Raw genomic sequence first — 13863 nt, 5'->3', positions numbered from 1 at the left:
GGAGGGCTTCCATGTACTGGTTCAATGTTGGGCTGACGGCATTTTTCGTGATGGTCATTCTGCCGGCTGTCATATTGCTGGTCGTCGAGGAACTGCGCGGCAAAGGATAGCTCCGCCAGAACACATCCGAATTCAGACGGACCTGTACCGCAACCGCTGCCATTGCTGCCGTTTGAAGCCTATCGGGAAAATATGTCGAAGGTGACTGGTACGCCCAAGGGGAATCGAACCCCTGTTTGCGCCGTGAGAGGGCGCCGTCCTAACCGCTAGACGATGGGCGCACAGGGTCTGTTGTTGGCTGATATAATCGCCCTTACAGAAAAGCGCAATCCGGGAATATAAAAAGGCGGCCATTGGCCGCCTGTTTAAGTGTGCAACGCACCCCGATCTTACTCGACGCTGCCGAGCTTGATGCGGCCAATCACGCGGGACTCGCGATAATCGTAAATGATGAGTTCGGTGCCGCCATCGGGCAGCAGCGTTTCCAGCGAAAGCTGATTGCCGGACAGGCTTTGCGACAGAAGGCGCGTGCCGGGAACGAGGTTGATCTGCGACTCGATCAGCTTCGGCGGTTCCGGCTTCACAGGCTGGGCTGCGGCCTGGCCTGGAATATCTGAACGTGCTTCCTGCGTGGCAGGGGTTTCGGGCGCGCGATTGATCTTGTAGACAACGGCGGCGAGCACGGCCATAAGACCGATCAGCATGACGCCGATGGAAACAGCCAGAAGCCGGATCATCTTGCGGCGCACACGTTCCATAGCCGGATCAAGCACAGGCTCGGACGGTTGTTCGTCCTGATAATAGCCCTGCTGATAGTCCTGATATCCTGAATCCTGCTGATTCTGGTATCGCGGATAGTGTGGATCCTGCATTAAATGACTCCGGTTCATGCACCCGTGTGGCGCGTGATAACGAAGGGAAGAGACAATTGAAAGAACTAATTGCCGACACTGATGCTGCGGGCAAAAGATTGGACCAGTGGCTGGCCGCAGCATTAGGGCCGGAACTCTCCCGCAGTCGCGTTCAGTCCCTGATTGCCGACGGTCATGTGACCATCGACGGTGAACCTGCTCGTGAAACCAAGCAGAAGCTGCGCGAAGGCATGAAGATCGCCATCGTGCTGCCCGAGCCTGAACCTGCCGAACCGCAAGGCGAGAACATTCCCCTCGATATTCTTTTCGAGGACGATGATCTCATCGTGATCAACAAGCCTGCTGGCCTTGTCGTTCACCCCGGCAACGGCAACTGGACGGGAACGCTTGTCAATGCCCTTATATATCATTGTGGCGATAGCTTGTCCGGCATAGGCGGAATCCGCCGTCCGGGCATTGTTCATCGTCTCGACAAGGATACGAGCGGCGTCATGGTCGTGGCCAAGAACGACCGTTCCCACCGGCATTTAAGCGAGCAATTTGCAGACCATGGCCGCACCGGCGATCTGGAGCGCGCCTATCTCGCCCTCGTCTGGGGCATGACCGAACGCCCGCAAGGCGTCATCGACGCGCATCTCGGACGCTCGCATCGCGACCGCACAAAGCAGGCCGTGGTCAATGAAGAGCGCGAAGACGCGCGCCATGCCGTCACCCATTATGCGACGGTGGAAAAATTCGGCCCCCGTGAGGATGCCACGGCACTGGCTTCTCTGGTGGAGTGCCGCCTTGAAACCGGCCGCACGCACCAGATTCGCGTGCACATGGCCCATATCGGCCACCCATTGGTCGGTGATATGGATTATGGCAGCGCCTACAAAACCAAGGCCAACAAACTGCCGGAACCGCTGAAGGAAGCTGTGCGCGGTTTTCACAGGCAGGCGCTTCACGCCTGGCTTCTCGCCTTCACGCATCCCGCAACCGATGAATTGATGCGATTTGAAGCGCCGGTGCCCGAAGATATGGAGCACCTACTGGAAAATTTCCGCGCGCACTCCATATAATACTGTCAGGTCTTCCGGTTCTTCCTCGCTTCGCAGTGCATGTAAACATGGACCTGGAAGCGCATTGGGAAAGGCCGGACCAATACCAATCCGGGTGCAGTTGATGTCAACGCTGCGCCTGGATCATCAGGAACAGTCAAATCCAGCCCGCTTTACAGGATGCTTCTGCAACTTTTCGCGCGGATGAGCGTTCACATTGCAGTGACAGATTGTTTCATGAGTTAAAGGATCGTGTTTTCGCCAAAATCATGCCTATATATGGAGGCTCGCGTGAGGGAAGTGCAGGAGGCAGCCCCCGCGACAGGTTCGCCAAATGGGGACCTGAAACTATAAAGGAGGGTGCTCTATGGCCCAGATGAATCTTCCCAGCATTACGTCCGGCGACGGTGGCCTTACCCGTTACCTGGAAGAAATCCGCCGTTTTCCCATGCTTGAGCCGCAAGAAGAATATATGCTGGCCAAGCGTTATCATGAACATGCCGACCCGAAAGCCGCCCACAAGCTGGTGACGAGCCATCTGCGTCTCGTGGCCAAGATTGCCATGGGCTATCGCGGCTATGGCCTGCCCATTGGCGAGGTCATTTCCGAAGGCAATGTCGGCCTGATGCAGGCCGTCAAGCGCTTCGAGCCGGAACGCGGCTTCCGTCTTGCCACCTACGCCATGTGGTGGATCAAGGCTTCGATCCAGGAATATATCCTGCGTTCGTGGAGCCTTGTGAAGATGGGCACGACTGCCAACCAGAAGCGCCTTTTCTTCAATCTGCGCAAGATGAAGAGCAAGATTCAGGCGCTCGACGATGGCGATCTCAAGCCGGATCAGGTCAAGCAGATCGCGACCAAGCTGAATGTCAGTGAAGACGAAGTGGTTTCCATGAACCGCCGTCTGTCGGGTGACGCCTCGCTCAATGCGCCGCTGCGTGCAAGCGAAGGTGAATCCGGCGAATGGCAGGACTGGCTGGTCGATGACAGCAACAGCCAGGAACAGGTTCTGATCGAACAGGACGAGCTGGAAAACCGCCGCTCGATGCTTGAACAGGCCATGGACACGCTGAATGATCGCGAGCGTCGTATCTTCGAAGCCCGCCGCCTTTCCGACGATCCGATGACGCTGGAAGATCTTTCCAGTGAATTCGGCATCAGCCGCGAACGCGTGCGCCAGATCGAAGTGCGTGCCTTCGAAAAGGTGCAGGCTGCCGTCAAGGCTGCTGCATTCAAGCAGCAAAAGGCGCTGAACCACGTCGAACCCGCTCACGCATAAAAGCGCATCCCGAAAAGTGTGAAGCGCCTCCGCAGGGAAATCAGTCCACTGGACTGATTTCCAATCCTGCTTCGATCGGGTAAGATGCGCTTTGATGCAAAAGAATAGAGCGATGTGAACTGTTTTCTGCCGCAGGATGCGTGAAGCGCCCTGCGGCAGACTTGTTTCTGAACGCGGCTATTCCCCCGCCTCCGCCGTTGCCAGCGCAAAACCTTCATCGACCCAGCCGGTTATCCCGCCAGCCATGATCTTGACCGGCCTGCCGAGGTCGGCAAGCCGCAGAGCGCCACGCGCCGCGCCATTGCAATGCGGCCCCGCGCAATAGGTGACAAACACCGTTTCATGCGGCCACTCCGCCATTTTCGAACTGATGATCTTGCCATGCGGCAGGTTGATGGCACCCGGAATATGCCCTTTTGCAAACAGGTTCGGGCCGCGCACATCGAGAAGCACGAAATCGGCACCCTTCGAAAGCGCATCGTGTACATCCCAGCAATCCGTCTCGAAGGCGAATTGTGCTGCAAAATGTTTCCGTGCCACAGCACTTGGCGCGGCTTCTATGACAGTCACGGCGGATTTGGCGGCAGTCTTCATCGCTATGGTCATGGCGATCTCCTATTGTGTTCGCCATTCTTTTCGCTCGAACGACTGCCCGCTTGCAATTGGCGTGATTGACAATATACGTAAAGATCATGCCAAACCTGAAGCCACAACTCACCGGCCCACTGGTCGTCGCCCTTCTCTATGATGGCCTCTGTACGTTCGAATTCGGCATCGTCGCCGAAATCTTCGGCCTGCCGCGCCCGGAAATGGGGCCAGACTGGTATCGCTTTGCCAGTTGCCCGATTGAGGACGGCCCATTGCGCGCGCATGGCGGCTTTGTCATCACCCCTGACCATGGGCCGGAACTGATTGACGAGGCCGACATCATCATCGTGCCCGGTTGGAAAGGCGCGGATATTCCCGTTCCCGAAGCGATCTGCGAAAGACTGCGGCACGCATATCAACGGGGTGCACGGCTGGCTTCGATCTGTTCCGGCGCATTCGTACTGGCTGCGACGGGTCTGCTTGACGGAGGTGAAGCCACGACCCATTGGCGCTATGCGCAAGCCCTGCGCGACAGGCACCCGAATATTGCAGTCGATGATGCATCGCTCTATCGCGAGCACGACCGCATTTTGACCTCGGCCGGAAGTGCCGCCGGAATGGACCTGTTGATCGAAATCGTGCGGCAGGACTTTGGGCCTGTGGCCGCCAATTCCGTCGCCCGCCGTCTGGTCATGCCAGCCCATCGCACGGGCGGACAGGCGCAGTTTCTGGAAAGACCGGTCGCCAAACGTGAAGGCACCGAAATCAGCCCCCTCCTCGACCGGATCAGGAGCAATCTCGCCTCGGAATGGACCATCGAACGGATGGCCAGCGAATGCCGTATGAGCGCCCGCACTTTTCTGCGGCGTTTTGCGGAGGCGACCGCGACCACACCCGGCGACTGGCTGGTTGCCGAACGGGTGACGACGGCCAAGCAACTGCTCTGCCAGAGCCCGGCCAACATCGACGATATCGCCGCTTCCGTGGGCTTCGGCAGTGCCTACACGCTGCGCCATCATTTCCGGCAGAAGGTCGGCATCAGCCCTGCGGAATATCGCAGGCGCTTCCTCGCGGAACCGTCATCCAACCGCAATAAAAGCTTCAAATAACTGCAATGGAAGGCCTTTAGGCAAAAAGCGTGTTTCACCGATGCCTAAAGGACATCCTATGAAAAAGCTCCTGCTTGCCGCAGCCCTCGCCTTGACCGCTGCCACTGCCGCATCTGCTTCCGACTATGTTTCCTATCTCGACTATCCGCAGAAGGAACAGGACGGGAAGGAATTCTTCACGGCCATCGAAATCCCACAGGGCAGCTTCACCAAATACGAAATCGACGATAAAACGGGCCATATCGTTGTCGACCGCTATCAGTCGATGCCGGTCGTCTACCCGGCCAATTACGGCTCGATCACCAGCACGCTGGCTGGCGACGGCGACCCGCTCGATGCGCTTGTTTACACGCGCGAGCCGATCGTACCGGGCGCCATCATCAAGGTTCGCCCGATTGGCGTCCTGAAGATGATCGACGGCGGTGAAAAGGACGACAAGATCGTGGCCGTTCCGACCTCGAAGATCGATCCGACCTACGACAATATCAAGGAAATCGCCGACCTGCCGAAGATAGAGCAGCAGCGTCTGGAAGCCTTCTTCCGCGTTTACAAGCAGCTGCCGGAAGGCCGCAAGGCCGTGGAACTCGGTGGCTTCGATACGGCTGAAGCCGCACAGAATGAAGTTGCCGGAGCCATCAAGAATTTCACGGAAAAGAACAAGAAATAAGCCGATATTTTCTAGAGCGGTTCCGGTTAAAACGGAATCGTGGAACCGCTCTATCTATTTGTTTTTACGCATCGAAGCGGGATCAGAAATCAGTCCAGTGGACTGATTTCCCCGCGTAGGCGCTACGCACTTTTGCTGGAAATGCTCCAGCTCGCATCACAAGAGCTTCGGGATGCGTTTCATCTACAAACAAAAAGGCCGCTCAACGCGGCCTTTCTTCATTCTGCTGTCAGCGCTTTAGTTTGCGCCCAGAACATCGGTGAAGGCTTTCTCGCCCGGCACACCCTTTTCAAGGCTGATCAGCGCGCGGCGACCATTGCGATAGGATACCGGAATGTCGATCCATTGCAGACGGCGCATCAGCGACAGGTTGGTATCCTGCGCCGTGCGGGCATCGTTGAGCCAGATGATAAAGAAATTATCCGCGATCTTGGACGGAACCGCGATCAGCGGGTTGCCCGCCGCCTGTTCCGTATCCTTGAAGGTGATGCGCTGGACATTGTCGATTGCGCCGCCGGAAAAACCATCCGGAACAGTGAACACCATCTCGATCAGATGGCTGGCCGGAATAGACTGATCCGTATTCTTGCGGATGGTCATTTTCAGCTGAACATTGCTCGTCGGCATCGTCACCATGCCGCGCACCGCCGGTTCTTCCGGCTGCCCGTCACCCGGGCTTTCCTGAATGACCGACCAGACGACGTTGCCCTTTTCCACGGAACCGGACTCCGTGCTGCCGCGCTCTTCATAGAGCAGCGCCTGCTGGCCAACAGCCACAGCCTGCTGCGAAGCTGGCGTCTGTTCGCCCGGCGTCGCCGGAGTGCCAGCTTGTGAGCCAGCCTGCGCACCAGCGGATGTCGAAGCTGCTGTGGACTTGCCTTCGCCGAGACCTGCCGCGCCGCCAGCCGGACCTTCGTCCGTCTCGCTGCCATCCGGCATCAAACGCTGGGTAAGCTTCTGCTCGCCAACCGGTTGCTGCGTCTGATGTTCAGCCGGCAGCGTGGTTTCTTTATCTGCTTCGTGGCTCTCGGTGGGAGGTGGCGTCGCAGTGCTGTCACCGCCGCTCGCAGTCGGGGTCGACGGCGCATCATTGCGGCCAAGGCTCGATGCGAGTTCCTGAATCTTGTCCTTGTTGGCCCAGACGCCATAACCTGCGCCGCCCAGAACGAGTACGGCGATGAGACCGGCAATCAGGCCCTTATAGGAGCGCTTTTCCTTGACGGCACTGCGCTCGATATACTCACTGCGGCGTGCTTGCGCCTTTTCCTTGGCGCGGTCGATCTTCCAGTCGCCGCTGCGTTCCGCGCTGAACGACGCATCTTCATCATGTTCGGACGCGCGCGTTTGGCGCTCTGCCGCTGGCGTAGCGGAAAATGCGCTGGCGTCATCGTCTTCATGGTGAGCACGCGACGCGCTTACACCCTGATTCGCTTCCTGCAGGAAATCCTCAAGCGCATCATTGACCGGATCCGGGGCAGCAGCAGCGGCGGGCGCGTAAAAGGCTTCGACTTCTGCAATCGCATCTTCAAGAATATTGCGCTGGCGTACCGCCACAGCCTGCGAGGCATTTGCCGTCACAAGCTTCTGCTCGATCGTCGCGCGCGCCTTCGCGTAAACGCGCTGGCGCAATTCAGGCGATTTGTCCGCCTGCGCATCGATCGTCTTTTTCAGTACAGCTACAAAATCCGCCATTCCGTCTTACCCGGTTTATTGCCCGTTCAGATACCACAAGCACTGGATGCAATTAAATGTCCCAATAATCACAATAATCAAGGGAAAGCAAAGTGTCTGGCAGTAATTAAGCGAAGCTTTTCAAAACGATGAGGCGAAATAGCGGCAGATTTGACAAAGCTTCGAGCATTTTCTGGCCAATCTGAACCACCGGACACCGCTGCAACGCTTAAAAACTGAAAACCCGAAGCAGTTTATGCAAAACTGCTTCGGGTTGATCAATAGCGCGACCTTGAAAAGATCAATCCTGGAACGGATCGGTAACGAGAATGGTGTCCTCGCGTTCCGGGCTGGTGGACAGCATGGCCACCGGAGCGCCGATCAGTTCTTCGATATGGCGAACATATTTGACAGCCTGCGCTGGCAGATCGTTCCACGAACGGGCACCTGCGGTCGTTTCCGACCAGCCCGGCAGCGTTTCATAGATCGGCTTGACGCGAGCCTGCGCGCCCATGGAGGACGGCAGATAGTCGATGCGCTTGCCATCGAGTTCATAGGCAACGCAGATCTTGATTTCGTCCAGACCATCGAGAACATCAAGCTTGGTCAGTGCGATACCGGTAATGCCGGAGGTACGAACCGTCTGACGCACGATCACGGCGTCGAACCAGCCGCAGCGGCGCTTGCGGCCCGTCACCACGCCGAATTCATGGCCCTTGGTGCCGAGGAATTCGCCGATTTCATCATGGAGTTCCGTCGGGAACGGACCCTCGCCAACGCGGGTCGTGTAGGCTTTGGTGATGCCCAGCACATAGCCGATCGCTGTCGGGCCGAGACCCGAACCGGCAGCAGCCTGACCGGCAACCGTGTTCGACGAGGTCACGAACGGATAGGTGCCGTGGTCGTTGTCGAGCAGTGCGCCCTGCGCACCTTCGAACAGGATGCGGGCGCCAGCCTTGCGGCGTTCATCGAGGACGCGCCAGACCTGATCAATATAAGGCAGAATCTCATCGGCAACCGAGGTCAGTTCCTTGAGGATCGTCTCAACGGCGATTTCCTCGAGGCCCATGCCGCGACGCAGCAGATTGTGGTGCGACAGCAGGCGCTCAACCTTGGGCTCCAGCGTTTCCGGCTCGGCCAGATCGATGACGCGGATGGCGCGACGGCCGACCTTGTCTTCGTAAGCAGGACCGATGCCGCGCTTGGTGGTGCCAATCTTGAGGCCCGAATTGGAGCCTTCGCGCATGGCGTCGAGGTCACGATGGATCGACAGAATGAGCGGCGCATTTTCGGCAATGCGCAGAACGTCCGGAGAAATCTCGATGCCCTGTGCGCGAAGCTTCGCGACTTCAGAGACGAAATGATGCGGATCAACGACGACGCCATTGCCGATGACGCTGAGCTTGCCGCGCACCAGACCGGAAGGCAGCAGCGAAAGCTTGTAGCTGACGCCATCGATAACAAGCGTATGACCGGCATTATGACCGCCCTGATAGCGCACGATGACATCGGCGCGTTCGGACAGCCAGTCCACGATCTTACCCTTGCCCTCGTCGCCCCATTGCGACCCGACGACAACCACATTTGCCATTTAAGAAAACTCCTCGGTCGGCATTACAGCCGTTGATAGCCCAAGGATCGCAAGCTTCCCCGAAAGGTTCGCGGGGTGCTGATCCCTCGTCTCTATACAGACTGAATCCCGCTTACGCGACTCTTTCGTGCAAAAAAATCACGATTTTTGAGAACACGGTGGACGGAAGAGGCGCTTAGGTCGCTTGAGCTTCCGTTTATGACGAGGCGAAAATGGTGGGATTTGAGAACCGGAGCGGAATGTACTTCCATGCATAGTCCCGAAAAGTTGCAGACTTTTCGGATAAGACTATGCGTAAAAGAGAACGACATGAGCACCGGAAGCGAAAAATCACGCCATTTGCAGACCGTCAGAAGCGGAATATCTGCGAGTTTTTTCTCACGCACATCCAATCCGAAAACCGGTTCCCACTTTTCGGGATGTGCTCTATCCCGCGCGAACCATATAGATGGCATCATCCGAATAGCTTTTCAGCTTTTCTTCCAGTGCAGGCAGGTCGCGGGAGACGAAGCCCTTCTTTTCCCAAAAACCTTCGGAATTATTCACGGCCACCAGTGACATGGTGAAAAAGCCATCGGTCTCGGCCTGGGCGGCCATCAGCTCAAGCACGCGCGTGGCAGCGCCTGCGGAGCGGGCAGCAGGCAAAAGCGCAATATCGTGGATGTAATAGGTGCTGGTATCTTCCGGCAATTCGCCGAGAACGGAATTCAGCGCGGGAACCGTATCGAGTTTCCAGGGATGGCTGATGCCATAGCCCAGAATGTCATTGTCACGGGCATAGACGAAACAACCCGCCGGGTAGAGCTTGAAGCGGTCCCGGAAGACCGCCTCATCCTCGAAAAAGTCGAGATGGACCACATTGGCTACCACAGTCACGCGCTCGATATCCTGCTCGTGCATGCGCCGCCATTCCGGCTGTGCCATCTCTTCAGTCATGTTTTCAAACTTCTCCGACGTTGAACTCAAGCGGTGTTGCCGCCTTGATTGCCTCCTGAGCTATCAGTTCGTCAAGTGCTGCATGCGGAATCTGTTCATCCACATAGAGCATGGCAATGGCGTCACCACCGGGATGGTCGCGTCCAAGCGAGAAATTTGCGATGTTGATATTGTGCTTGCCGCAGATCGTGCCGAGCAGGCCGATCATGCCCGGAACGTCCTTATTCGTGACATAGAGCATGTGCGGACCAACCTCGGCATCGAGGTTGATTCCCTTGATCTGGATGAAGCGCGGCTTGCCGTCCGAGAAGCAGGTTCCCGCAATCGAGCGCTCGCGCAGCGTCGTGCGGACGGTCAGCTTGATATAGCCGTCAAAAATGCCGGACTTGTCGCGCTTCACTTCCGAAACGATGATGCCGCGTTCCTTCACCATGATCGGTGCCGAAACCATGTTGACATCGGCAACCTGCGGGCGAATGAGACCGGCCAGAGCGGCACTCAAAAGCGCGCGCGTGTTCATGCCGGAAGTGGAGCCGTCGAACAGCACTTCCACTTCCTCGATCGGCTCGTCGGTCACCTGACCGACAAAAGCGCCGAGAACTTCCGCAAGCTTCACAAACGGGCGCAAACGCGGCGCTTCTTCAGCCGTGATCGACGGCATGTTGATGGCGTTGGAAACCGCGCCCTTGACCAGATAGTCCGACATTTGTTCGGCCACCTGAAGCGCAACATTTTCCTGCGCTTCCGAGGTCGATGCACCCAGATGCGGCGTGCAGACGACATTCGGCAGGGAGAAAAGTTCGTTTTCCGTCGCTGGCTCGACTTCGTAGACGTCGATACCGGCACCGGCCACATGGCCCGATTTCAGCGCAGCGATGAGGTCCTTTTCGACGATCAAACCGCCGCGTGCACAATTGACGATACGAACGCCCGGCTTGGTCCTGTCAAGGCTTTCCGCATTGATGAGGTTGCGGGTCTTGTCGGTCAGCGGCGTGTGCAGCGTGATGAAATCGGCGCGGGCGAGCAGCTCGTCCAGATCCACTTTCTCCACGCCCAGTTCCTGAGCGCGTGCTTCGGACAGGAACGGATCGAAAGCAACCACATGCATCTTGAGGCCAATGCCGCGTGTGGCGACAATTGAACCGATATTGCCGCAACCGACGACGCCGAGCGTCTTGCCGGTGATTTCCACACCCATGAAGCGGTTCTTTTCCCACTTGCCTGCGCGGGTGGAGGCGTCTGCTTCCGGCAACTGACGCGCCACGGCGAACATCAGCGCAATGGCATGTTCTGCAGTGGTGATCGAATTGCCGAACGGCGTGTTCATCACGATGATACCGCGACGCGATGCAGCCGGGATATCGACATTGTCCACGCCAATACCGGCGCGACCGACAACCTTGAGATTTTTGGCAGCAGCGATCAGCTTTTCCGTAACCTTGGTGGCCGAACGAATTGCCAGACCATCATACTGACCGATGACTTCGAGAAGCTTTTCCTTATCCTTGCCGAGATCGGGCAAGTAATCGACTTCAACACCGCGATCCTTGAAAATCTGGACGGCAGTGGGTGAAAGCTTATCGGATACGAGAACGCGAGGTGCCATTTGGGCCTCCTTTTGTTTTGAGCACATCTTGTCCGAAAGCCGTTTCACACTTTTCGGGATGTGCTCGAACATGTCCTGACCAAGCATTTCAAGCAATGAGCTTGCAGATGCGCAACGCATTTGGCTCATTCTGGCTCATGCGAAATGCTGCAAATATTGGGGAATGCGAGCCGTGGCCTAACCGGTGGCCAGCCACGGCCTAAGCAAGAGCGCGCCTCAGGCAGCAGCCTTGAGTGCAGCTTTCTGCGCTTCAAAAGCCCAGTCGAGCCAATGGGTCAGTGCTTCCAGATCGGAGGTTTCGACCGTGGCGCCAGCCCAGATACGCAGACCCGAAGGCGCATCACGATAAGCGCCGATGTCATAGGCGACGCCTTCCTTTTCCAGCGCCGTGACGATGCCCTTGGCAAAAGCTGCCTGAGCTTCGGCAGGAAGCGCCGTCACTTCGGGATCAACGATGGTGAGGCACACGGAGGTGTTGGAACGATTTTCCGGCTTGGCGGCCAGATTGGCGATCCATGGCGTCTTGGCCACGAAAGCATCCAGAACGGCAAAGTTGCTGTCGGCACGTCCGACAAGCCCGTCAAGACCACCAATCGACTTTGCCCAGTTGAGCGCGTCGAGATAGTCTTCCACGCAGAGCATGGATGGCGTGTTGATGGTTTCACCGACGAAGATGCCTTCGATCAGCTTGCCGCCGGAAGTCATGCGGAAAATCTTGGGCAGCGGCCATGCCGGCTTGTAGCTCTCCAGACGCTCGACCGCACGCGGGCTGAGGATCAGCATGCCATGTGCGCCCTCGCCGCCCAGAACCTTCTGCCAGGAGAAGGTGACGACATCGAGCTTCGTGAAATCCAGACGCTGCGCGAAAGCTGCAGAGGTTGCATCGCAGAAGGTCAGACCCTTGCGATCAGCCGGGATGAAATCGCCGTTCGGAACGCGCGCGCCAGACGTGGTGCCGTTCCAGGTGAAGACGACATCGCGGTCGAAATCGACCTGCGAAAAATCGACAATCTCGCCGTAAGGCGCTGTGAAAGTGCGCACATCTTCGAGCTTGAGCTGCTTGGTCACATCCGTCACCCAGCCCGCACCGAAGCTTTCCCACGCGACCATATCGACGCCACGCGCGCCGAGCATGGACCACAGCGCCATTTCCACAGCGCCGGTATCGGATGCCGGAACGATGCCGATACGATAATCGGCAGGCACCTGCAGGATTTCGCGGGTAAGGTCGATGGCGTCCTTCAGCTTGGTCTTGCCGATTTTCGCGCGATGCGAACGGCCAAGAGCGGCATCGACCAGCGCATTAAGCGACCAGCCGGGACGTTTTGCACAGGGACCGGATGAAAAATTAGGGTTAGCCGGGCGAACTACCGGCTTCGCAATCGTCGTCATGTTGTTTCTATCCTCTCAGATAGCACGCGTCTCGGTGGGGAGACGTGGCCCACTGATGGGAATAGCGGAAAGCGCATTTTTGCACAACATGGCTTTTCGGGAATATTTTGCCCTGAAATCAAGCAAGAGGCTGCCAACGGTAGAACGGTCTTGCAAGGACGGAAAAAGGGCCCGGAGGGGCCCTGTCTTCAGTCAGCTTCTGACACCATAAATTACCAGGTCGTGAAGCGAATACCGGCGCGCAGCTGATGCGACTTGATATCCTTGTCGCTGATCGTGATGCCGTTGCCGCTGACGACATCGCCACTGCTGATGACACCGTAACGGTAGCCGAGATCGAGCTTGATGTTGGAAGCAACGTCGATACCGACACCTGCCATCAGTGCCCAGGCAAAGCGATAATCATCGTCGGACTTGAAGTCGCCGGCGCCCGTGTCGAAGCTGTAGCGCACGTTGGCAAAGCCTAGACCACCGCCGAGATAAGGCGTGAAGCCGGAGAAATTGCCGAGGTCAACATATGCATTGGCCATCATGTCCCAGATGCGGGCTTCGGCCGGGAAGCCGTCCAGATCCTGCTTGGAATAGCTGCCGGTCACGTCGGCGCGCAGATAATCGGTGAACTGATAACCTATACCGACCGAAGGCACGAAATTCTTGTCCAGATCGAAGCTCTCGGAAACGCTGTTTCCAAACTGGTCTCTGGCCGAAAGCCCGGTTTTCGAAGAAATGTTATAACCAAGATCGCCGCGCAGATACCAGCCAGAGCCGACTTCCACAGGCTGCGCTTCGACGACAGGTTCGTAACCAACGGCATCGAGATCGGCCGCCGAGGCAACGGATGCAACACTGAAACCCGCCAGAGCAACCGCCGACAGGTTGAGAGCACGCCACTTCGCAAACATGATGAGATCCCCGCTCATAAGAATAGTCTCAATTATGAACGCCTATGGTTAATGCCTGATAAAAATCGGGAGATATTTAAGGAATGACGCAAAGTCATGACCTCCACCAGAGGTGGAGGTTTGGGACGCTACGCTTGAACCACTAGAAGTGGTTTTGTTATGTGTTAGTAAGAGCCCTTAAAAAGGTCGGCATGGTCGGAAGCCTTGTCG

The 13863-nt window shown here is 57.2% G+C and carries 12 protein-coding genes and 1 tRNA gene; 4 read left to right on the top strand and 9 right to left on the bottom strand.

The genetic code is table 11. The annotated features are described in order from the left end of the window. Positions 1-206 precede the first annotated feature (206 nt). Both FGI60_RS24255 and FGI60_RS24250 read right to left on the bottom strand, forming a co-directional pair. Positions 207-281, bottom strand: a tRNA-Glu gene (locus tag FGI60_RS24255). A 108-nt stretch (positions 282-389) separates the two neighbouring features. Beyond that, the gene (locus FGI60_RS24250) at positions 390-872 is read right to left on the bottom strand and encodes a hypothetical protein (protein WP_138787330.1); all 483 of its coding nucleotides are present in this window, start codon (positions 870-872) and stop codon (positions 390-392) included. Positions 873-898: 26 nt separating this feature from the next. Here FGI60_RS24250 and FGI60_RS24245 point away from each other — a divergent pair, with 26 nt between their 5' ends. Next, positions 899-1933, top strand: coding sequence for an RluA family pseudouridine synthase (locus tag FGI60_RS24245; RefSeq protein WP_374843754.1), 1035 nt, complete (start codon positions 899-901; stop codon positions 1931-1933). Between the two features lie 346 nt (positions 1934-2279). Next, complete coding sequence (gene rpoH / locus FGI60_RS24240; protein WP_138787328.1) at positions 2280-3191, top strand: RNA polymerase sigma factor RpoH; 912 nt, start codon at positions 2280-2282, stop codon at positions 3189-3191. 177 nt (positions 3192-3368) lie between these two features. Here the strand turns inward: rpoH and FGI60_RS24235 are convergent, their stop codons facing one another. Next, complete coding sequence (locus FGI60_RS24235; RefSeq protein ID WP_138787327.1) at positions 3369-3797, bottom strand: rhodanese-like domain-containing protein; 429 nt, start codon at positions 3795-3797, stop codon at positions 3369-3371. An 86-nt stretch (positions 3798-3883) separates the two neighbouring features. Between FGI60_RS24235 and ftrA the strand changes: the two genes are divergently transcribed. Continuing rightward, positions 3884-4888 (top strand): transcriptional regulator FtrA, encoded by a 1005-nt coding sequence (gene ftrA / locus FGI60_RS24230; protein ID WP_138787326.1) that lies wholly within the window; start codon positions 3884-3886, stop codon positions 4886-4888. Between the two features lie 58 nt (positions 4889-4946). Further along, positions 4947-5555, top strand: coding sequence for an inorganic diphosphatase (locus FGI60_RS24225; RefSeq protein WP_138787325.1), 609 nt, complete (start codon positions 4947-4949; stop codon positions 5553-5555). Between the two features lie 237 nt (positions 5556-5792). Here FGI60_RS24225 and FGI60_RS24220 read toward each other — a convergent pair whose 3' ends face one another. The 6 genes from FGI60_RS24220 to FGI60_RS24195 all read right to left on the bottom strand — a co-directional run bounded on the left by FGI60_RS24220 (position 5793) and on the right by FGI60_RS24195 (position 13653). Further along, positions 5793-7247: a transcriptional regulator gene (locus FGI60_RS24220; protein ID WP_138787324.1), complete on the bottom strand. Its 1455-nt coding sequence runs from the start codon at positions 7245-7247 to the stop codon at positions 5793-5795. A gap of 280 nt (positions 7248-7527) precedes the next feature. Beyond that, complete coding sequence (locus tag FGI60_RS24215; RefSeq protein ID WP_138787323.1) at positions 7528-8817, bottom strand: adenylosuccinate synthase; 1290 nt, start codon at positions 8815-8817, stop codon at positions 7528-7530. Between the two features lie 426 nt (positions 8818-9243). Beyond that, a complete protein-coding gene (locus FGI60_RS24210) occupies positions 9244-9753 on the bottom strand; it encodes a GNAT family N-acetyltransferase (RefSeq protein WP_078339468.1) in 510 nt (169 codons plus the stop codon). A gap of 4 nt (positions 9754-9757) precedes the next feature. Beyond that, positions 9758-11359: a phosphoglycerate dehydrogenase gene (serA, locus tag FGI60_RS24205; protein ID WP_138787322.1), complete on the bottom strand. Its 1602-nt coding sequence runs from the start codon at positions 11357-11359 to the stop codon at positions 9758-9760. Positions 11360-11575: 216 nt separating this feature from the next. Further along, complete coding sequence (locus FGI60_RS24200; RefSeq protein WP_138787321.1) at positions 11576-12751, bottom strand: phosphoserine transaminase; 1176 nt, start codon at positions 12749-12751, stop codon at positions 11576-11578. Positions 12752-12963: 212 nt separating this feature from the next. After that, positions 12964-13653 (bottom strand): outer membrane protein, encoded by a 690-nt coding sequence (locus FGI60_RS24195; RefSeq protein WP_138787320.1) that lies wholly within the window; start codon positions 13651-13653, stop codon positions 12964-12966. Positions 13654-13863: the final 210 nt, after the last annotated feature.

The organism is Brucella haematophila (genome assembly GCF_005938105.1).
In the GTDB taxonomy this organism is placed as follows: domain Bacteria; phylum Pseudomonadota; class Alphaproteobacteria; order Rhizobiales; family Rhizobiaceae; genus Brucella; species Brucella haematophila.
Note: the sequence above shows the minus strand (reverse complement) of the source record. Positions and strands in the feature narration are given on the sequence as shown.

Bases quoted from the DNA above. Each gene is read 5' to 3' on its own strand.
- FGI60_RS24250 (WP_138787330.1), bottom strand. From the start codon at position 872: ATGCAGGATCCACACTATCCGCGATACCAGAATCAGCAGGATTCAGGA.
- rpoH (WP_138787328.1), top strand. From the start codon at position 2,280: ATGGCCCAGATGAATCTTCCCAGCATTACGTCCGGCGACGGTGGCCTT.
- FGI60_RS24235 (WP_138787327.1), bottom strand. From the start codon at position 3,797: ATGACCATAGCGATGAAGACTGCCGCCAAATCCGCCGTGACTGTCATA.
- ftrA (WP_138787326.1), top strand. From the start codon at position 3,884: ATGCCAAACCTGAAGCCACAACTCACCGGCCCACTGGTCGTCGCCCTT.
- FGI60_RS24225 (WP_138787325.1), top strand. From the start codon at position 4,947: ATGAAAAAGCTCCTGCTTGCCGCAGCCCTCGCCTTGACCGCTGCCACT.
- FGI60_RS24220 (WP_138787324.1), bottom strand. From the start codon at position 7,247: ATGGCGGATTTTGTAGCTGTACTGAAAAAGACGATCGATGCGCAGGCG.
- FGI60_RS24215 (WP_138787323.1), bottom strand. From the start codon at position 8,817: ATGGCAAATGTGGTTGTCGTCGGGTCGCAATGGGGCGACGAGGGCAAG.
- FGI60_RS24210 (WP_078339468.1), bottom strand. From the start codon at position 9,753: ATGACTGAAGAGATGGCACAGCCGGAATGGCGGCGCATGCACGAGCAG.
- serA (WP_138787322.1), bottom strand. From the start codon at position 11,359: ATGGCACCTCGCGTTCTCGTATCCGATAAGCTTTCACCCACTGCCGTC.
- FGI60_RS24200 (WP_138787321.1), bottom strand. From the start codon at position 12,751: ATGACGACGATTGCGAAGCCGGTAGTTCGCCCGGCTAACCCTAATTTT.
- FGI60_RS24195 (WP_138787320.1), bottom strand. From the start codon at position 13,653: ATGTTTGCGAAGTGGCGTGCTCTCAACCTGTCGGCGGTTGCTCTGGCG.